This is a genomic window from Aestuariivirga sp. (assembly GCF_047600585.1).
Lineage (GTDB): Bacteria > Pseudomonadota > Alphaproteobacteria > Rhizobiales > Aestuariivirgaceae > Aestuariivirga.
Genome location: NZ_JASGKP010000001.1, coordinates 627,227 through 645,956, shown reverse-complemented (window position 1 = coordinate 645,956; position 18,730 = coordinate 627,227). Strand labels below are relative to the sequence as shown.

Annotated in this window: 18 protein-coding genes; 14 read left to right on the top strand and 4 right to left on the bottom strand. The window is 64.9% G+C overall.

The genetic code is table 11. The features are described 5' to 3' along the window. Positions 1-36: 36 nt before the first annotated feature. The 3 genes from QM801_RS02945 to QM801_RS02935 all read left to right on the top strand — a co-directional run bounded on the left by QM801_RS02945 (position 37) and on the right by QM801_RS02935 (position 2,628). Entirely contained in the window at positions 37-645 is a 609-nt protein-coding gene (locus QM801_RS02945; protein ID WP_415017718.1) for a ribonuclease HII, read from the top strand. A gap of 86 nt (positions 646-731) precedes the next feature. Further along, positions 732-1,838 carry a site-specific DNA-methyltransferase gene (locus QM801_RS02940; protein ID WP_415017717.1) on the top strand — a complete coding sequence of 369 codons (1,107 nt, stop codon included), beginning with the start codon at positions 732-734 and terminating at the stop codon, positions 1,836-1,838. Between the two features lie 97 nt (positions 1,839-1,935). Next, positions 1,936-2,628 carry an HAD family hydrolase gene (locus QM801_RS02935; RefSeq protein WP_415017716.1) on the top strand — a complete coding sequence of 231 codons (693 nt, stop codon included), beginning with the start codon at positions 1,936-1,938 and terminating at the stop codon, positions 2,626-2,628. Between the two features lie 4 nt (positions 2,629-2,632). On the opposite strand, the gene mutY is transcribed toward QM801_RS02935, so the two are convergent. Next, the gene (mutY, locus tag QM801_RS02930; RefSeq protein ID WP_415017715.1) at positions 2,633-3,712 is read right to left on the bottom strand and encodes an A/G-specific adenine glycosylase; all 1,080 of its coding nucleotides are present in this window, start codon (positions 3,710-3,712) and stop codon (positions 2,633-2,635) included. Between the two features lie 47 nt (positions 3,713-3,759). On the opposite strand from mutY, the gene QM801_RS02925 reads away from it, so the two are divergent. From QM801_RS02925 to QM801_RS02875, 11 genes are all read left to right on the top strand, one after another. After that, entirely contained in the window at positions 3,760-4,239 is a 480-nt protein-coding gene (locus tag QM801_RS02925) for a DUF721 domain-containing protein (RefSeq protein WP_415017714.1), read from the top strand. Between the two features lie 44 nt (positions 4,240-4,283). Beyond that, positions 4,284-4,922 carry a DsbA family protein gene (locus QM801_RS02920; RefSeq protein ID WP_415017713.1) on the top strand — a complete coding sequence of 213 codons (639 nt, stop codon included), beginning with the start codon at positions 4,284-4,286 and terminating at the stop codon, positions 4,920-4,922. 44 nt (positions 4,923-4,966) lie between these two features. Continuing rightward, positions 4,967-8,422, top strand: coding sequence for a chromosome segregation protein SMC (gene smc, locus QM801_RS02915; RefSeq protein ID WP_415017712.1), 3,456 nt, complete (start codon positions 4,967-4,969; stop codon positions 8,420-8,422). A 5-nt stretch (positions 8,423-8,427) separates the two neighbouring features. Then, positions 8,428-9,267 (top strand): VanW family protein, encoded by an 840-nt coding sequence (locus QM801_RS02910; protein ID WP_415017711.1) that lies wholly within the window; start codon positions 8,428-8,430, stop codon positions 9,265-9,267. Next, entirely contained in the window at positions 9,264-9,860 is a 597-nt protein-coding gene (locus QM801_RS02905; protein ID WP_415017710.1) for an HAD family hydrolase, read from the top strand. Before QM801_RS02910 ends, QM801_RS02905 begins: the two co-directional genes overlap by 4 nt. 508 nt (positions 9,861-10,368) lie before the next feature. Next, complete coding sequence (locus QM801_RS02900; RefSeq protein ID WP_415017709.1) at positions 10,369-11,208, top strand: LytTR family DNA-binding domain-containing protein; 840 nt, start codon at positions 10,369-10,371, stop codon at positions 11,206-11,208. 162 nt (positions 11,209-11,370) lie between these two features. Beyond that, positions 11,371-11,775, top strand: coding sequence for an AtpZ/AtpI family protein (locus QM801_RS02895; RefSeq protein ID WP_415017708.1), 405 nt, complete (start codon positions 11,371-11,373; stop codon positions 11,773-11,775). Between the two features lie 2 nt (positions 11,776-11,777). Continuing rightward, positions 11,778-12,530 (top strand): F0F1 ATP synthase subunit A, encoded by a 753-nt coding sequence (locus tag QM801_RS02890; protein ID WP_415017707.1) that lies wholly within the window; start codon positions 11,778-11,780, stop codon positions 12,528-12,530. Between the two features lie 30 nt (positions 12,531-12,560). After that, on the top strand, positions 12,561-12,788 hold the full coding sequence (locus tag QM801_RS02885; protein ID WP_415017706.1) for a F0F1 ATP synthase subunit C: 228 nt from the start codon (positions 12,561-12,563) through the stop codon (positions 12,786-12,788). Between the two features lie 87 nt (positions 12,789-12,875). Beyond that, positions 12,876-13,484 carry an ATP F0F1 synthase subunit B gene (locus QM801_RS02880; protein WP_415017705.1) on the top strand — a complete coding sequence of 203 codons (609 nt, stop codon included), beginning with the start codon at positions 12,876-12,878 and terminating at the stop codon, positions 13,482-13,484. Between the two features lie 5 nt (positions 13,485-13,489). Next, entirely contained in the window at positions 13,490-14,014 is a 525-nt protein-coding gene (locus tag QM801_RS02875) for an ATP F0F1 synthase subunit B (protein WP_415017704.1), read from the top strand. Between the two features lie 236 nt (positions 14,015-14,250). Here QM801_RS02875 and gcvP read toward each other — a convergent pair whose 3' ends face one another. From gcvP to gcvT, 3 genes are read right to left on the bottom strand one after another with little or no spacing between them, the layout of a single operon-like run. Beyond that, complete coding sequence (gene gcvP / locus QM801_RS02870) at positions 14,251-17,154, bottom strand: aminomethyl-transferring glycine dehydrogenase (protein ID WP_415017703.1); 2,904 nt, start codon at positions 17,152-17,154, stop codon at positions 14,251-14,253. 10 nt (positions 17,155-17,164) lie between these two features. After that, positions 17,165-17,533, bottom strand: a complete 369-nt coding sequence (gene gcvH / locus QM801_RS02865) for a glycine cleavage system protein GcvH (protein ID WP_415017702.1) — start codon at positions 17,531-17,533, stop codon at positions 17,165-17,167. Between the two features lie 11 nt (positions 17,534-17,544). Beyond that, positions 17,545-18,603 (bottom strand): glycine cleavage system aminomethyltransferase GcvT, encoded by a 1,059-nt coding sequence (gene gcvT / locus QM801_RS02860; RefSeq protein WP_415020883.1) that lies wholly within the window; start codon positions 18,601-18,603, stop codon positions 17,545-17,547. Positions 18,604-18,730: the final 127 nt, after the last annotated feature.

Genomic DNA, 18,730 nt, shown 5'->3' with positions numbered 1-18,730 from the left:
TTGGAGCGACTCAAGGTTGTTGGCTAATGGAACGGCATGCTGTTCCCGACCTTCGACCGCGAAACGGAATTCCTGATGCAGGACATGATCGTGTGCGGCGTGGATGAAGCGGGACGCGGGCCCTGGGCGGGGCCTGTCGTTGCGGCGGCCGTCATTCTGACACCCGGCCGCATTCCGCCCGGCCTCAACGACTCCAAGAAACTCACCGAAGCAAGACGCGACGCCCTGTTCGAGCCGATCATGGCGGCGGGCATCGTGGGCGTGGGCATCGTGCAGGCGCCCCGCATCGACGAGATCAACATCCTGCAGGCCACCTATGAAGCGATGGTGCAGGCCGTGGCGGCGCTCGGGCAGGTCCCGCATGTGGCGCTGGTCGACGGCAACCGCGCGCCGCCGCTCTCCTGCCGTGCCGAGACAGTGATCGAAGGTGACGGCAAGTGCCTCTCCATCGCCGCAGCATCGATCATCGCAAAGGTGACGCGCGACCGCCTGATGCGCACGCTCGATTCCCACTATCCCGGCTACGGCTTCGCGTCACACAAGGGCTACGGCACCGAGACGCATCAGGTGGCGTTGCGCAAGCTCGGCCCCTGCCCCGAGCATCGCAGGAGCTTTGCACCGATCCGCGCGCTGCTTGCGGATTAACCATATTTCGGGGTTTCGATTCACGCGCTGACTCCGAGGACTCATAACACGCACAACAACAACTGATTTGTGTGTGGGTGAGTGCGATGGGCGTGATTGTGAAGCCGGATGTGAAGCTGCTGCAGAACCAGATTCTGCAGGGCGATTGCCTCACCGAGCTGAAGAAGATTCCGACGGGTTCCGTCGATCTCGTCTTCGCCGATCCGCCCTACAATCTCCAGCTCAACGGCGATCTCACCCGCCCCGACCAGAGCAAGGTCGATGCCGTTGACGATCACTGGGACAAGTTCTCGTCCTTCGCCGACTACGACAGCTTCACCAAGGCGTGGCTTGCGGAATGCCGCCGCGTGCTCAAGCCCAACGGCGCCATCTGGGTCATCGGCTCCTATCACAACATCTTCCGCGTCGGCACGGTCATGCAGGACCTGGGCTTCTGGATCCTCAACGACGTGATCTGGCGCAAGACCAACCCGATGCCGAACTTCCGCGGCCGCCGTTTCACCAATGCCCACGAGACGCTGATCTGGGCCTCGCGCGAGGAAGGCTCGAAGTACTGCTTCCACTATGATGCGATGAAGGTCTTCAACGACGACCAGCAGATGCGCTCCGACTGGACGCTGCCGCTCTGCACCGGCGGCGAGCGCCTGAAGGATGCCGCGGGCGACAAGCTCCATCCCACGCAGAAGCCCGAGGCCCTGCTCCAGCGCGTGATGCTGGCCTCCACCAATCCGGGCGACATCGTGCTTGATCCCTTCTTCGGCACCGGGACCACGGGTGCGGTCGCCAAGCAGCTTGGCCGCAACTTCATCGGCATCGAGCGCGAAGAAACTTACGCCCGCGGCGCCCGCGCCCGCATCGCAGCGACCGAGCCCCTGCCCGAGGATGCCCTCAAGACCACGACGGGCAAGCGCGCGGAACCGCGCGTGCCCTTTGGCACGCTGATCGAGCGCGGCCTCGTCAAAGTCGGCGAGACGATCTACGATCCCACCCACCGCATCGCGGCGCGCGTCCGTGTCGACGGCTCCATCGCCTGCAAGGACAATTCCGGCTCGATCCACAAGATCGGTGCCCATGTGCAGGGCGCGGAAGCCTGCAACGGCTGGACCTTCTGGCACGTGCAGCGCGGCCCCAACCTCGTGCCCATCGACATCCTGCGCCAGCAGGTGCGCGCCGAGATGGCGTCGGTGGCCTAAATCCATCATTCTGATGAGTGATTGACGAAAAACGCGGGCAGCCAGCCTGCGTTTTCCGCATTTGTCTGTGAGCCGCTTTGGCCCTATTCATGCGGGCATGTCAGACCGTCCTTCAGCCCGCACCCAAACCTCGTTCCTCTTCGATCTCGACGGCACCCTCGTCGACAGCGTCTATGACCACGTCATGGCCTGGCACCGGGCGCTGCGCGAGAAGAACATCGACGTCTCGATCTGGCGCATCCATCGCCGTATCGGCATGTCGGGTGATCTCTTCACCGCTGCCCTCTCCCGCGAGCTTGGCCACGAGATCGATGACAAGCTGCGCCAGGAACTGAGCGACCTTCACGCCCATCACTACAACACCCGCGCCACCGGCACCGTCGTGCTGCCGGGCGCGCGCGAACTGTTGAAGCATCTCAGCGACAACGAAATTCCCTGGGGCATCGCCACCTCGGGCCGCATGCGCACGGCAGGCCCGGTGCTGGAAGCCCTTGGTGTCGATCCGGCCAAGCATGTGGTGATCACCCGCGACCTCGTGCGCTACGCCAAGCCGGACCCGGACCTTTTCATCGCCTGCGCCGAGAAGCTCGGCACCAACATCGCCCATGCTTGCGTGGTCGGTGATGCGGTGTGGGACATGCTGGCGTCGCGCCGTGCCGGCGCACTTGGCATCGGGCTTCTCTCAGGCGGCTACTCGACGGGCGAACTTGAACGCGCCGGGGCATACCGCGTCTATGAAGACCCCGCAGACCTGCTCCGTCACATCGATGAAGTGGGCGGACGGCGCTAACTTATTATGCTTCGCCCAAAACATGGGCGACGATCTTGCGCATCACCGTGGGCAGTGCTTCCGCATGAAGATCACGGCGGGCGACGAATCGTGACTCCGGCAGCGTGGCGTTGTCCACCTCCGCCGCCCACACCGTCAGCTCGAGATGAAAATGCGTGAAGGTGTGCGTGACCACGCCGGGCAGCCTGCGCCATGCGGCATCAACCGGCGCCGACTTCTCTTCGTCCGGCAGCTTTGCCAGCCATTCGCTTGAGGGAATTTCCATCATGCCGCCGAGCAGGCCCTTCTCGGGCCGCCGCCGCAGCAATACCGCGCCATCGGCGCGCGTGATCCAGTAGGCATGGCCGCGCCGTGTGGGCACCGTCTTCTTCGCCGCCTTGCGCGGCAGCTCCGCCGCAATGCCGGCGATGCGCCCACGGCAATCCTCCGTCCACGGACAAATCAGGCAGTTGGGCGATTTCGGGGTGCAAAGCGTGGCACCCAGGTCCATGATTGCCTGGGCGAAGTCACCGGCGCGCTGCTCAGGCACCAGTGCCTCGGCCCGCGCGCGAATCTCGGGCTTCGACTCCGGCAACGGCTGTTCGATGGCGTAGTAGCGGGAGATCACCCGCTCCACATTGCCGTCAATCGCCGCATGGCGGAGGTCGAAGGCGATCGCAGCAATCGCCGCCGCCGTGTAGGGGCCGACGCCGGGCAGCGCCAGCAGCGCCTCATAGGACGCGGGAAAACGGCCCCCATGGCGCTCCACCACCGCCTTGGCGCAGGCGTGCAGATTGCGGGCGCGGGCATAGTAGCCAAGCCCCGCCCAGGCGCGCAGCACGTCATCGAGGTCGGCTGCCGCCAGCGCCTCCACCGTGGGCCACAGCGCGATGAACTTCCGGAAATAGTCGCGCACCGCGGCAACCGTCGTCTGCTGCAGCATCACCTCCGACAGCCAGACGAAGTATGGGTCCTGGCGCTCGCCGGAGTGGTGCCCCTTCACCCGCCAGGGCAGGTCCCGGCCATGGGAATCGTACCAGGCCAGCAGCCGCACCGCCTCAACAGACCCTTTTTCCGGCCTTCTTTTCAGCCCCTCTTCCGCCATGGTTTGCGCTATGATTCCGCTCCGGATTGACGGCATATTCTCGCACAATGGAAACCCTCGACAAACACTTCCGCACGCTCACCAAGGCCGCGTTTGAAAAGCACGGCTTCCAGAGCGCCGACCTGTTGAGCCATTGGGCGGTGATCGTGGGCGAGGACATCGCTGGGCTCTGCCTGCCCGAGCGCATCTCCTGGTCACGTCCCAAGGAGGCAGGTGCCGCCCCCGCCGGCACGCTCACCCTCAAGGCCGCCCCCGGCCGCGCCCTCGACATTCAGTACAAGGCAGAACTGGTTCGCGAGCGGATCAATGCCTATCTGGGCTATGCGGCCATCGCCAAGGTGAAGGTGGTGGCAGGGCAAGCGGCCCTGCCGTCCGCGCCGGGCAAGGCCGGAAAGTCTGCGCCGCAGACAGGTGAGAAGCCGCTGCCCGCCGCCATGGAAAGGCTCGAAGACGATGAACTAAAACAGGCGCTCGCCCGTTTAAGGGACGGAATTCTCACTGAAAAATCACGTTCTCCACAGGGGTAACAGGCGTGTGGCCTTGCCCCCCAACATCAAGTAGGAAAGCCCCTATGATCCAGATCTCCCGCCGTCTTCTGCTGGCCTCGGTTGCGACCACGGCCCTCTTCCCCGCCGTCGCCATGGCGGAGGATGCACCCGACCTGTCCAAGCTGGCCGAGCCGCCCGCCAACGGCGAAATCGCCGAAGGTTCGGCCGATGCCAAGGTGACGGTGATCGAATACGCCTCGTCAAGCTGCCCGCACTGCGCCGACTTCTTCATGAACGTCTATCCGGCGTTGAAGAAGGACTACATCGACACCGGCAAGGTGCGCTTCCTGTTCCGCGAGTTCCCGCACAACGATGCCGGCCTCGGCGGCTTCATGATCGCCCGCTGCGCCCCGCCCGACAAGTACATGGGCATCGTCGGCGCGCTGTTCAAAACCCAAGCGACTTGGCTGCCCAATCCGCTCGAGGGCCTGAAGGCCATCGCGCTGCAGGCCGGCTTCACCGAGCAGGCCTTCAACGACTGCATCAAGAACGTCGATGTGGCCCAGAAGATCCTCACCGAGCGCAAGCGCGCCGAAGGCTTCGGCGTTACCGGCATTCCGACAATCTTCATCAAGGGCGGCAGCGATGCCGGCTTCAAACGCTATGAAGGCGACCACACCATCGAAGGCCTGAAGGCCGTGATCGACCCGATGCTCGGCTGAGCGCCGGGCCGGTCTGGGGACACGTTGAAGGGAACGGGGCAATCATGAAGTTCACGCGGCTGAGGCTCACCGGCTTCAAGTCATTCGTGGAACCGACCGAACTGGTCATCGAGCCGGGTCTCACCGGCATCGTCGGCCCGAACGGCTGCGGCAAGTCCAACCTGCTGGAAGCCCTGCGCTGGGCCATGGGTGAAAACTCGTATAAGTCCATGCGCGCCTCCGGCATGGAGGACGTGATCTTCTCGGGCACCACCCAGCGCCCCGCCCGCAACATGGCGGAGGTGCTGATCACCCTGACAAACGAGGACCGCTCTGCCCCGCCCGCCTTCAACGATTCCGAAATCCTCGAGGTGAGCCGGGCCATCGTCCGCGACGATGGCTCGACCTACCGCGTCAACGGCCGTGAAGTGCGCGCCCGCGACGTGCAGCTGCTCTTCGCCGATGCCTCCACGGGCTCGCGCTCACCCGCCCTCGTGCGCCAGGGGCAGATCTCGGAGATCATCAACGCCAAGCCGCAGTCGCGCCGCCTCATCCTTGAAGAGGCTGCCGGCATCACCGGCCTGCACACCCGCCGCCACGAGGCCGAACTGAAGCTCCGCGCCGCGGAACAGAACCTCGCCCGCCTCGACGACGTGACCTCGCAGCTCGAGAGCCAGTTGAACAGCCTGAAGCGTCAGGCCCGGCAGGCGGTGAAGTACAAGCAGGTCTCGGGCGAAATCCGCAAGCTGGAAGCGGCCGGCCTGTTCGTGGCCTGGCGCGATGCCGCCGCCGACGTGGAGCGCGACACGCATCTCCTCGAAGAAGCAACCCGCATCCTCGCCGAGCACACCCGTGCCGCCTCGGAAAGCCTGCGCACCCGCGACGAGTTGGGCGACACGCTGCCGAACTTGCGCGAACAGGAAACCATACGCGCCGCCGTACTGCAGCGCCTGACGCTGGAACGCGCCACCCTCGATGACGAGGAGAAGCGTGTCGAGGCCCGCCTGCAGGAACTGAAGCAGCGCCAGTCGCAGATCCGCGCCGACGTGAGTCGCGAAGAAGGCCTGCTCGCCGATACGGACGGCGTGATCGCTCGCCTCGCCGAAGAGGCAACCGATCTCGAAGCCTCCTCCGGGGCCGATGCCGAACGCCGCGCCGAAGCGGCCCAGGCCTTGCAGGCCGCCGCCGATGCCCTGGCCCGCGCCCAGGAAGCGGCCGATGAGGCAGGCCGCAAGCTCGCCGATCTCGCCGCCCAGCGCAGCGCCATGGAGCGCAGCCTCGCCGAACAGCAGAACCGCCTCGCCCGCCTCGACAGCGAATTGCAGTCGATCGCCCAGCGCAAGTCCAACCTCATCGCGCAGCTTGGCGACGTGGGTGATGGTGCGGCCCTTGCCGCCGCCGTCGAGGCCGCCGTGACAGCAGCATCCGATGCTGAAACAGAAGCGAACGCGGCGGAGGCCTCGCTCCGCACCGCCCGCAGCAGCGAAGGCGAGAAGCGCACCGCCCACGACGAGGCCCGCCGCAAGGCCGACCAACTCTCGACCGAAATCCGTACACTGACGAATTTCCTCAAGAACGATTCCGGCGGCCTGTGGCCTTCGGTTGTCGATGCGCTCAACGTCGAGCCCGGCTATGAAACGGCACTGGCTGCGGCGCTGGGCGACGATATCGAAGCCTCCTCCGACGAAGGCGCGCCGGTGCACTGGCGCACGCTGCAACAGCTTGCCGACATTCCGCCGCTGCCGGGCGATGCCACCCCCCTCTCCAAGCATGTGCAAGCGCCCCCTGCCCTGTGGCGCAGCCTCTCGCACGTGGGCGTGGTCTCGCGCAGCGTGGGTGCCGCCGTGCAGCCGCAACTGAAGCCCGGCCAGCGTCTGGTCTCGCGCGAAGGCGATGTCTGGCGCTGGGATGGTTTCGTGGCTGGCGCGGAAGCGCCGAGTGCTGCCGCCAAGCGCCTTGCTGAACGGAACCGCCTCGTCTCGCTCGAAGCCGAGATGAAGGAGGCGCAGGGCGCCGCCGAAGCTGCCCGCAGCGAACATGAGGCCGCCCGCCTTGCGGTCGACGCCGGCGTCAAGACCGAGCGCGAGCGCCGCGAGGCGTGGCGCGCCGCGACGTCCGCCCTCGATGTCGCCCGCCGGGCGTTGCAGATGCACGAGCGCAAGCTTGCCGAACAGACGGCCCAGACCAGCGCCCTCGACGAAGCCCACCGCCGCACCGACGCCCAGCGCAGCGAAGTGGCCTCCGCCCTCGAGGCCGTGAGCGCCGAAGTGGCCGCTCTCCCCGCCCTCGACGGCCTGCAGATAGAAGCGGCAGGCCTTCGCGATACCCTCAACCGCGAGCGCACCACCTATGGCGAGGCCCGCGCCCGCCACGATGGGCTCGAACGTGAAGCCCGCATGCGCAGCGACCGCCTCAAGGCGATTGCGCAGGAAACCGAGCAGTGGCGCGCCCGCGCCGCCAAGGCCCGCGATCAGGTGGAAACGCTCTCCACCCGCCTCAGCGAAACCGAAGCCGGCCTTGCCGAAATGGCGGCCATGCCGCAGCAGCTGGCCGACCGCCGCTTCAAGCTGATGAACATGCTGAGCGAGGCCGAACGCGACCGCAAGGCCGCAGCCGATGCCCTGCAGCAAGCCGAGAACAATGTCCGCGAGGCCGACCGTGCGCTCCGCGAGGCGCAGGAACGCGCCGCCACCTCGCGCGAAGAGCATGCCCGCCTCGGTGCGCGCCTCGAAGCCTCGCGCCAGCGTCACGACCAGTGCCAGGGCCGCATCGCCGAGACGCTGAACTGCCAGCCCTCGGAGGTTCTCGCCTCCGCCGGCGTCGATCCCGAGAAGCTGCCGTCGGCCGAGGAGATCGAGAGCAAGCTTGTCTCGCTCCGCGAAGACCGCGAGCGCCTTGGCGCCGTCAACCTCCGTGCCGAGGAAGAGGCCGCTGCGGTGGCTGAGCAACTCGACAAGATGCGGACCGAGAAGGACGAACTCGTCCAGGCCATCACCAAGCTGCGCGGCGCCATCGGCTCGCTCAACAAGGAAGGCCGCCAGCGCCTGCTCGACAGCTTCGGCACCGTCAACGCCAAGTTCACCGAACTCTTCACCACGCTGTTCGGCGGCGGCGAAGCGGAACTGCAATTGATCGAGTCGGATGATCCGCTGGAAGCCGGCCTTGAGATCCTCGCCAAGCCGCCCGGCAAGAAGCCGACGACGCTCTCGCTCCTTTCGGGCGGCGAGCAGACGCTCACGGCGCTCGCCCTCATCTTCGCGGTGTTCCTCACCAACCCCTCGCCCATCTGCGTGCTGGACGAAGTCGACGCGCCGCTCGACGACCACAACGTCGAACGCTTCTGCAACCTGCTCAACGCCATGCTGCAGCGGACCGAGACGCGCTTCCTCATCATCACCCACCATCCGCTGACCATGGCCCGCATGAACCGCCTCTTCGGCGTCACCATGATGGAGCGCGGCGTCTCGCAGCTTGTCTCGGTGAACCTCGAGGAAGCAACGGAACTGGCCGAAGCAGGCTGACCCCCGTGAAGCAGGCGCTGCCCAAACCGCTGAAAAGGTCTGCGCTGCGCCTCGCCCTGGGCCGCCTCTACTACGTCAACAAGCGCCGCCTCTCGTGGTATCTCTCATCCACGCGCTTCGCCACCGAGCGGAGTCAGCAACAGCTTCCCCACATGCACATGCAGCACGGCACGCCGATGCTGCGCGAACTCTCGGGCGTCGACATGACGCTCCAGCGCAACAAGATGGCGAGCCTGAAGATCGCTGCCGCCTGCATCGACGGCGTGATCCTGAAGCCGGGCGAGACCTTTTCCTTCTGGCGCATGGTGGGCAAGCCCAGCCTGCGGCGCGGCTTCAAGGTGGGCTTCGTGCTGAAGAACGGCAAGCTTGCCGAGGACGTGGGTGGCGGCCTCTGCCAGATGACCAATCTCATCTACTGGATGACCATCCACACCGACCTCGAAGTGGTGGAGCGCTGGCGGCATGGCTTCGATGTCTTCCCCGATGCGGGCCGCACCCAGCCTTTCGCCTCGGGTGCCACCTGCGCCTACAACTACATCGACCTGCAGATCCGCAACCCCACCACCGATACCTACCAGCTCAACGTCTGGCAGAAGAACGACTGGCTGCGTGGCGCCTGGCGCTGTTCTGCGCCGCAGAAGAAGCGTTACGAAATCTTTGAAATGAATCACGAGATCAGGCCGGAGTGGTGGGGCGGCTATTCCCGTCACAACGAGTTGTGGCGGCGGGCGCGTGATGCCGTGACGGCGGCACCGCTGGGTGAGGAATTCATCACCGCCAATCACGCCATCATGATGTATGAGCCGCTGCTGCCCGCGCCTGCCCCGGAGGATGTATCCGCATGAATGTTGTGTTCGACCTCGGCATGGTGCTGATCGAGTGGGACCCGCGCCATCTCTACCGCAAGGTCTTCGATGATCCCGCGAAAATGGAGTGGTTCCTCTCCGAGGTCTGCCACGGCAACTGGAATCTCGAGCAGGATCGCGGCCGCTCCTGGCCCGACGCGATTGCCGAAGCTGTGGCCCGCCACCCCGCTCATGCGCACGAGATCGCCCTTTATCGCGAACGCTGGATGGAGATGGTGCCGGGCGCCATTGAAGGCTCGGTTGCCATTCTCGACGAACTGCATGCCCGCGGCGCGCCGCTCTATGCCATCACCAACTGGAACGGCGAAACCTTCCGCGAGACGCGCGCCCGCTTCTCGTTCCTGGACCGCTTCCGCGACATCGTCGTGTCGGGCGACGAAGGGCTGATCAAGCCGGACCGCGCCATCTTCGACCTGCTCTGCACACGGAACGGCCTCGACCCGGCGCAGTGCCTGTTCATCGACGACAGCCTGAAGAACGTGAAGGGCGCCGAGGCGGCGGGCTGGCAGGCCTGCCATTTCACGACACCGGAGATGCTTCGCCGCGAACTCGAGTCGCGCCGCCTGCTCTGATCCCCACCCTCTCCATCCTCCGTGCGACACTTTGCTGTGGCTTGCAACGACAGGGCCGGGCGTGAACGGTCAGAGGCGTTTCGCGGGCCTTTCCCGTGGGTGGCGTGAACAGGCACGGCCTACCGCGCCCGGTTTGCGTGAAGAATTGCGCTCAAACGGCCTGCCTTGCAGTCCAAATTTCATCCCTAGATTGCAACCGCCCAAGTGCGGATTGAGGCCGCAACGGCGACGGTGGACCCGCTCTACTTACGCCACAACCGAAACATGAGTTTTTCTCAAAAACCCAAACTTTCAAAGAGCTTGTGGAAGTCGTTTTACTTGCAATATTGTATAGAACAAACCAAGGATAGCAGCAGAACCGGCGCAGAATTTACGATGAGTTGGGCGCGAACTCAATCTCAAGTAGAGGTGTGACGTCAGGACTGCTGGCGGCAGAATGGACTGGCGGACTGGCGTCATCGGTATCAAGGGGGCGGACGAAGTGAGTGGACCGGACTCAAGACATCGGATGGACGGCGGTCCTGACCGTTCGCGCCGGGCCTTTCTGACGGGCGTTCAGACGGCGGGTCTGGTCGCCGTCATCGTGGCGGGTGCCATCCTGTTCTGCGCCTCGAACGTGGCCGAGATCGGCGCTGTCGTTCCCGTTCTCCCCTTTGCCCTCGCCATGGCGGTGCTGGGCTATCTCGCCCTCTTCCTGCGACAGGTCTACAGCGATCATCTCGCCGCCACCCACACCGGCAGCCGACCCGTGTTGCATGACGCGATGGCCGACATCGTGCTGGTCGTCGTTCTCACCTTCACCGCCATGAAGATCTGTTCCTACAGCTTCAACCACACCCACGATGCCCTGGAGTGGCCGGCGTCACTTCTCTATTTCTCAGTCGTGGTGCTGTGCGCCCGCCTCCTGCGCGAACGGAATGCTGGCACTTTCCAGAGCGGCGCCGCTCTTGTTTCCGCCCCGCCCGCCGATGCACATCGCGCTGCAGCCAGCGAACTCATCTATGTCGAGGCCGAGGACCACTATGTGAAGATGGTCTACAGCGACCGCGTCGAACACAAGCGCGCCCGTTTCAGCGACGTCACGGCCGATCTGGGTGACACCGGCATGCGCGTCCATAAATCCTTCTGGGTGAACCGCGCCTTCGTCACCGGCACGCGCCGCTCCGGCCGGAGACTGGTGCTGGTGCTCCGCGACGGCGTCGATATCCCGGTGGGCCGTAGCATGGAGCGGACGGTCGTGGATGCCCTGGCCAGTGGCAAAGATGGAGGCAGGGCCGGAGGCTCTTCGCCCGTTCCTGCGGCCGCCAAGGAGCGGATTCGCCCCGGTGCGGCGCCGCCCGGCCCGTGAACTCTTGCCGCAGCGCGGCATCGGCGGCAAAGCCATTGGAATTCCAACGGGTTAAAACCCGAATCCAATTCTTGACACACTTTCGCCCGCGAACTAAGGAGAGCGCGCTTTGGAAAGGCCTCTTTCCGGACGCGTTTTTCATTGCCCGGAGACTGTGACACCATGGCCAACCCGCGCAAACCGAAAGACCCCGGCAGCGAGACCGACCCGAAGCTGGGTGATCTTTCCAACCGCCTCAAGGACCTGTCCGACCGCATCGCGGCCGAGACGACCGAACAGGCGGCGGCCAGACAGCCCTCGAACCGCTACGAGAGCGCCAAGGATTATTCCAAGGGCTACCGCCTCGCCAGCGAGTTCGTGGCAGGCGTGCTGGTCGGGGGCCTTCTGGGCTACGGCATCGATTACCTGACGGGGACGCTTCCACTGTTCCTGATCATCTTTCTGCTGCTCGGCTTTGGCGCCGGCATCCTGAACATGTCGCGTGCCGCGAACAGGAGCCAGCCCACGGCGGAGGAGCTTCGCAAAATGACGCCGCCCGACAAGGCGGATGATGAAGAAGAGGACTGATCGTGGCCAACGATCCTATTCACCAGTTCCAAATCCATGACCTCACCGGGTCGTTCAATCTCGGCGGTTATGAGATCAGCTTCACCAACTCCGCCCTCTTCATGGGCGTCACGGTTGCGGTGATCACCGGCTTCCTCTGGCTCGCTTCCGGCCGCGCCGCCCTCGTTCCGGGCCGCCTGCAGTCGGTGGGCGAACTCTGGTACAGCATGATCGACAACATGGTGCACAACGTGCTGGGGCCGGACGGGAAGAAGTTCTTCCCCCTCGTCTTCTCGCTGTTCTCCTTCGTGCTCGTCGCCAACATGCTCGGCATGTTCCCCTACTTCTTCACGGTCACGAGCCACGTCATCGTCACCGCCTCGCTTGCGCTCTTCGTCGTCGGCCTCGTGGTCGTCGTCGGCATCTGGAAGCACGGTCTGGGCTGGTTCAAGCTTTTCGTGCCGCACGGCGTGCCGCTCGTCATCCTGCCCTTCATCTCGCTCATCGAAATCATTTCCTTCCTGTCGCGCCCGATCTCGCTCGGCCTGCGTCTGTTCGGCAACATGCTTGCGGGCCACATCGTGCTGAAGGTCTTCGCCGGCTTCGTCGTCAGCCTCGGTGCTGCGGGCGGCCTCGGCATTCTGGGCGCGGTTGCGCCGCTTGCCATGGCAGTTGCCCTCACCGCGCTTGAATTCCTGGTCGCGTTCCTGCAGGCCTTCGTCTTCGCCATTCTGACGTGCGTCTATCTCAACGACGCGCTTCATACCCACCACTAAAACCAATCCATCACTCAAGGAGAACTCAAAATGGATCCAGCAGCAGCAAAGCTTATCGGCGCGGGCATCGCCTGCATCGGCATGGGTGGCGCCGGTATCGGCGTGGGCCACATCTTCGGCAACTACCTGGCTGGTGCGCTCCGCAACCCCGCCGCTGCCGGTGCCCAGTTCACCAACGCGCTGATCGGCGCCGCTCTCGCTGAAGGTCTCGGCATCTTCTCGCTCGTTGTGGCGCTCCTCCTCCTCTTCGTCGCCTGATCGGCCTCAAGAGTTGAACATCTGATCCGGACCGGAGCGTGCCTCGCCTGAGGTGTTCCGGTCCATCCCACTATTCGAGGATGTGCGATGTCGCAGAGCACGACTGCAACGACGGTTGAATTCCAGGTCGCCGAGGAAACGGCGCCTGCCGCTGCCGCCGGTGGCGAAGCCCAGGGCACCACCGAGGGCACGGAAGCCAGCGGTGGCGAGCATCACGGGGTTTTCCCGCCGCTCGACACCAAGACCTATCCGTCGCAGCTTTTCTGGCTCGTGATCTTCTTCGCGGCACTCTACGTGCTGATGAGCAAGGTCATCCTGCCGCGTCTCTCCGCCATCCTGACGAAGCGCATGGCCACCATCAATGGTGACCTGGCGCGCGCCAACGCCCTCAAGAACGAAACCGAAGCGGCGGTGAAGGCCTATGAAAAGGCCCTCGCCGACGCCCGCGCCAATGCCAATGACATCGCCCGCACCACCCGCGAGGCAGTGACCAAAGACGTGGACGCCGAAAGCCACAAGCTCGACGCGGCCCTCGCCAAGAAGGTGTCGGACGCGGAAGCCAAGATCGCCGCCAGCAAGGCCAAGGCGCTCGACGCGGTGGAAGACATCGCCGCCAACTCGGCTGCCGAAATTGTTGCCGCTCTCGGCGGCGGCAAGGTCACCAAGGCCGCGGTGGCCAAGGCCATCAAGGGATAACGGACATGCTCATCACCAGCCTCGCCCCCACCCTTGCCGCCGGCCTCGCCCTCGACAACACCTTCTTCGCCTTCGTGGCGCTGGTACTATTCCTCGGTATCGTGCTGTGGGCCGGCGCCCACAAGTCGGCCGGCAAGATGCTGGACGACCGTTCGGCCCGCATCGCCGGTGAACTGAACGAGGCCCGCCGCCTCCGTGAAGAGGCCGAAGCCCTTCTCGCCGAATACAAGCAGAAGCGCCTCGACGCCGAAAAGGAAGCCGGTGAAATCGTCGCCCGCGCCAAGGCCGATGCCGCCCTCTATGCCGAGGAAGCCAAGAAGAAGCTGTCCGAAGCCATCGAGCGCCGCACCAAGCAGGCCGAAACCAAGATCGCCCAGGCTGAAGCCGCCGCCGCCAAGGACGTGCGCGCCCGTGCCGCCGATCTGGCCGTTGCCGCTGCAGCCAGCCTCCTCAAGGACGGCATGAAGGGCAAGGCCGGCGAAGGCCTCGTGAGCGAGTCCATCGCCGCGGTGAAGACCCGCCTCAACTGATTTCGCGCCCTTGGGCGCAATGAAAAACCCGGCCTCGCGGCCGGGTTTTTTGTTGGGTCATCCCCTCACACCGCTTTTTCCTGTCGTCACCCCCGCGAAGGCGGGGGCCCAGCTTTTTCTGATTGGCAAAAGCTGGATTCCGGCTCGCGCGCGACATCTCGCTCTTGCTCGATCAAGGCGCGCGTCCGGAATGACGGTGTGAGAGTGGTGCGCGTGAATGACAGCGCCAGCCAGCCTTACTCCGCCGCCTCGAGGTACTCGCTCATCGGCGGGCAGATGCACACGAGGTTGCGGTCGCCATGAACGTTGTCGACACGCGCCACCGGCGGCCAGTACTTGTCGTTGGGATACTGGCGGAGCGGGAAGAAGGCCTGCTCTTTCGAGTAGGGATGCGTCCACTCGCCGAAAAGCTCGGCGTGGGTGTGAGGCGCGTTCTTCAGCACGTTGTCCACCCGGTCGGCCTTGCCCTTCTCCACCGCGGCGATCTCGCCCGCGATGGCGATCATCGCGTCACAGAAGCGGTCAAGCTCGCGCTTACCTTCAGACTCCGTGGGCTCGATCATCAGCGTATCGACGACCGGGAACGACATGGTGGGGGCATGGAAGCCATAGTCCACCAGACGCTTCGCCACGTCCTCCACGCTGAGGCCGGTGCGCTCCTTGAGGTCACGGAGGTCGAGGATGCACTCGTGCGCCACGAAGCCGCCCGGGCCCGTGTAGAGCACCGGGAAATGCGGCTTGAGGCGGGCCGCGATGTAGTTGGCGTTGAGAATGGCCATGGCGGTTGCCTTGGCCAGCCCCTCGCCGCCCATCATGGCGATGTACATCCACGAGATCGGCAGGATCGAAGCCGAGCCCCAGGGACCGGACGAAACGGCACCGAGATGGCCCTCCTTGCCCGCCGCGGGGTTGACGCCATCGACCACCGTGTGCCCCGGCAGGAAGGGCGCCAGATGCGCCTTGACGCCGATGGGGCCCATGCCCGGCCCGCCGCCGCCGTGCGGGATGCAGAAGGTCTTGTGCAGGTTCATGTGGCAGACATCCGCCCCCAGCTCGGCCGGGCGCATCAGCCCAACCTGCGCATTGAGGTTGGCGCCATCCAGATAGACCTGCCCGCCATGGGCATGGATGATCGCGCAGATGTCGATGATCGCCTCCTCGAACACGCCATGCGTCGAGGGATAGGTGATCATCAGGGCCGCCAGCCGCGAGGAATACTGCTGCGCCTTGGCCTCGAGGTCCTTCACGTCGACGTTGCCCTGCGCGTCACAGGCCACCGCGACGATCTGGAGCCCCGCCATCGCCGCAGAGGCCGGATTGGTGCCGTGCGCCGAGACCGGGATCAGGCAGATGTCACGCTCATGGTTGCCCCAGGATTCGTGATAGCGCTTGATCGCCAGCAGGCCCGCGTATTCGCCCTGCGAACCCGCGTTGGGCTGCAGCGAGATGGCATCGAAGCCGGTGATCTCGGCCAGCATCTCCTCAAGCTCTTCGAAGAGCTGCTGATAGCCCTGCGTCTGCTCCAGCGGTGCGAAGGGATGCAGCATGGCGAATTCGCGCCATGTCACCGGGATCATCTCGCTCGTGGCATTGAGCTTCATGGTGCAGGAGCCGAGCGGGATCATCGCCTGGTCGAGCGCCAGATCCTTGCACTGCAGGTGGCGGAGATAGCGCAGCATCTCGGTTTCCGAGTGATACATCGAGAACACGGGATGCGTGAGGAAGGTGCTCTTCCGCTGCAGGGCCGGCGGAATGACCTCCCCGATCTTGCTGTCGATCGCGTCCACATCGATCACCCGCTCCGCATCCGACTTGAACACCGAGAGCAGCTTCATCAGCTCCTGGCGGCGCGTCGTCTGGTCGAAGGAGATGCCGAGGTGGTTGGCATCGACGAAGCGCAGGTTGATGCGCTTCTCCTTGGCCTTGGCCCACAGCATGTGGGCGCGGCCCGGCACGTGCAGGGTCACCGTATCGAAGTACGACTTGGTGGCCACCTCGAAGCCCCACGACGTGACCGCCGCCGCGAAGACCTCGGCAAAGCGGTGGGTGCGTTCCGCGGTTTTGCGGATGCCCTTGGGCCCGTTGTAGACGGCGAACATCGAGGCGATCACCGCCAACAGAACCTGCGCGGTGCAGATGTTGCTGGTCGCCTTCTCGCGCCGGATGTGCTGCTCGCGGGTCTGAAGCGCCATGCGGAGCGCCCGGTTGCCCTTGGCATCGACCGAAACGCCGATGAGGCGGCCCGGCATGGTGCGCTTGTATTCGTCGCGCGTGGCGAAGAAGGCCGCGTGCGGCCCGCCGAAGCCCATGGGCACGCCGAAGCGCTGCGACGAGCCGATGGCGATGTCCGCCCCCATTTCACTTGGCGTCTTGAGAAGCGCCAGCGCGAGAAGATCGGTCGTGACGATGGCCAGTGCGCCGGCGCCATGCAACGCCGAAATCACGCCCGTGAAATCGCGCACCTCACCCGAGGAACCGGGATAGGAGAGCAGCGCGCCGAAGACTTCGGCGGCCCGCAGGTCCTTCAGCGGATCGCCGATCACCAGCGTATAGCCGAAGCCCTTGGCGCGGGTTTCCATGACGCCGATCGTCTGCGGATGGGTGTCGGCATCGACGAAGAAGGCGGTCGATGGCGACTTCGCCACACGCTTCGCCATGGTCATGGCTTCCGCCGCCGCCGTGCCCTCATCAAGAAGCGAGGCATTGGCGATGGGAAGGCCCGTCATGTCGACGATCATCTGCTGGTAGTTCAGCAGCGCCTCAAGGCGGCCCTGGCTCACTTCCGCCTGATAAGGCGTGTAGGCGGTATACCAGCCCGGGTTCTCCAGGATGTTGCGCAGGATCACCTTGGGCGTGATGGTGCCGTAGTAGCCCATGCCGATCATCGAGGTGAAGACCTCGTTGCGGCTGGCGGCCTCGCGCAGATAGGAGAGCGCGGTGCGCTCCGGCATCGGCTTGGCAAGGTCGAGGGGGCGCTTGGCGCGGATCTTGCGCGGCACCACCTTGTCGATGAAGTCGTCGAGGGTGCTGGCCCCCACCGTCTTCAGCATGGCTGCGGTTTCCGCCTCATCGGGGCCGATGTGGCGGCGAATGAAATTGGCGCCGGGCTCGAGGTCCTTCAGCGCAATACGCTTGTCCATGATTGCTGCCTCACTTGCCCACAAACTTGTCGTAGGCGGCGCGGTCCATCATGCCGTCGAGCTGGGCGGGATTGGCGATCTTGATCTTCATGAACCAGGCGCCGCCTTCCGGGTCGCTGTTGACCAGCGAGGGCTCGTCGGCAATCGACTTGTTCACTTCGACGATCTCGCCGTCGATGGGCGCATAGACTTCGCTTGCGGCCTTCACGCTTTCGACGACGGCGGCTTCCTTGCCCTTCTCCACCGTCTTGCCGATGGCGGGAAGATCAACGAACACCACGTCGCCCAGCTGTTCTGCGGCGTGGGTGGTGATGCCGACGGTGGCAACGCCACCCGAAACCGTGATCCATTCGTGTTCTTCGGTAAACTTGACGCTCATGGTGAACTCCTTCAGCGCTTGAAACGGTTGGGAACAAAGGGAAGCTTGACGACGCTGGCGGGGATGGCCTTGTCCCGCACAACGAGGAAGAGAGGCGTGCCGGCGGCAGAATGGGCCTTGTCGACATAACCCATGGCAACAGGCCCGTTGACCGTGGGGCCGAAGCCGCCGGAGGTGACCTTGCCGATCTCGCGGCCCGCAGCATTCTGGATGATGCTGCCCTCGCGGGCAGGCAAACGCCCGTCCGGCTTGATGCCGACACGCACGCGCTTCAGGCCCGAGGTCAGCTCATTCTTGATGCGGGTGTGGCCGGGGAAACCGCCCTCCTCCCGCCGCCGCTTGGCAATGGACCAGGTGAGGCCCGCTTCGATGGGCGACGTTGTCGTGTCGATGTCGTGGCCATAGAGGCAAAGCCCGCCTTCGAGTCGAAGCGAGTCGCGCGCGCCAAGGCCGATGGGCTTGACGCGTTCATCGGCAAGAAGCGTGGTCCACAGCTTCACCACGTCCCCCGCATCGAGCGAGAGTTCGAAGCCGTCCTCGCCCGTGTAGCCCGAGCGCGAGACATGCACGCCCTTGATCCCGGCGAGGTCGAGCAGCTGGTAGGACATGAAAGCGATATCCCGCACCGCCGGACTGAGGGAGGCGAGCACAGCCTCCGCCTCCGGCCCCTGAAGGGCCAGCAGCGCCTTGTGGTCGAGCCTCGTGAGCGTGATGCCCACTGGCAGCCGCCCCGCGATGTGGGCGAAGTCAGCTTCCTTGCAGGCGGCGTTCACGACCACATAGAGCTCGCCCGGCTTCACCGAGCGGGTGATCATGAGGTCATCGAGGATACCGCCGTCGTCGGCCAGCAGCTGCGAGTAGCGCTGCTGCTGCGGGGCGAGGCCGAGGATGTCGGCCGGCACCAGGCTTTCCATGGCCGCGGCCACCTGCTCGAAGCTGCTGCCCGTGATGAGGCACTGCCCCATGTGGGAGACATCGAACAGGCCCGCATGGTCGCGGGTCCAAGTATGTTCCGTGAGAATACCTGTGGGGTACTGGACCGGCATTTCGTAGCCGGCGAAGGGCACCATTCGGGCCTTCAGCGCAACATGCGCTTCATAGAGCGGTGTGCGCAGGGTCTTTTCGGTCAAGTCAGTCACTCCTGAACATGAGCTGCCCGGCAAGCCGGATGGCAAGCCGCGCCCCCTCTGTCAGGAA

Coding starts and splice junctions, on each gene's coding strand:
- smc (WP_415017712.1), top strand. CDS start 4,967: ATGAAGTTCACGCGGCTGAGGCTCACCGGCTTCAAGTCATTCGTGGAA.
- gcvP (WP_415017703.1), bottom strand. CDS start 17,154: ATGGACAAGCGTATTGCGCTGAAGGACCTCGAGCCCGGCGCCAATTTC.
- gcvT (WP_415020883.1), bottom strand. CDS start 18,603: ATGGTGCCCTTCGCCGGCTACGAAATGCCGGTCCAGTACCCCACAGGT.
- QM801_RS02895 (WP_415017708.1), top strand. CDS start 11,371: ATGGCCAACCCGCGCAAACCGAAAGACCCCGGCAGCGAGACCGACCCG.
- QM801_RS02880 (WP_415017705.1), top strand. CDS start 12,876: ATGTCGCAGAGCACGACTGCAACGACGGTTGAATTCCAGGTCGCCGAG.
- QM801_RS02935 (WP_415017716.1), top strand. CDS start 1,936: ATGTCAGACCGTCCTTCAGCCCGCACCCAAACCTCGTTCCTCTTCGAT.
- QM801_RS02940 (WP_415017717.1), top strand. CDS start 732: ATGGGCGTGATTGTGAAGCCGGATGTGAAGCTGCTGCAGAACCAGATT.
- QM801_RS02905 (WP_415017710.1), top strand. CDS start 9,264: ATGAATGTTGTGTTCGACCTCGGCATGGTGCTGATCGAGTGGGACCCG.
- QM801_RS02875 (WP_415017704.1), top strand. CDS start 13,490: ATGCTCATCACCAGCCTCGCCCCCACCCTTGCCGCCGGCCTCGCCCTC.
- QM801_RS02945 (WP_415017718.1), top strand. CDS start 37: ATGCTGTTCCCGACCTTCGACCGCGAAACGGAATTCCTGATGCAGGAC.
- QM801_RS02900 (WP_415017709.1), top strand. CDS start 10,369: ATGGACGGCGGTCCTGACCGTTCGCGCCGGGCCTTTCTGACGGGCGTT.
- QM801_RS02925 (WP_415017714.1), top strand. CDS start 3,760: ATGGAAACCCTCGACAAACACTTCCGCACGCTCACCAAGGCCGCGTTT.
- QM801_RS02920 (WP_415017713.1), top strand. CDS start 4,284: ATGATCCAGATCTCCCGCCGTCTTCTGCTGGCCTCGGTTGCGACCACG.
- QM801_RS02885 (WP_415017706.1), top strand. CDS start 12,561: ATGGATCCAGCAGCAGCAAAGCTTATCGGCGCGGGCATCGCCTGCATC.
- mutY (WP_415017715.1), bottom strand. CDS start 3,712: ATGGCGGAAGAGGGGCTGAAAAGAAGGCCGGAAAAAGGGTCTGTTGAG.
- gcvH (WP_415017702.1), bottom strand. CDS start 17,533: ATGAGCGTCAAGTTTACCGAAGAACACGAATGGATCACGGTTTCGGGT.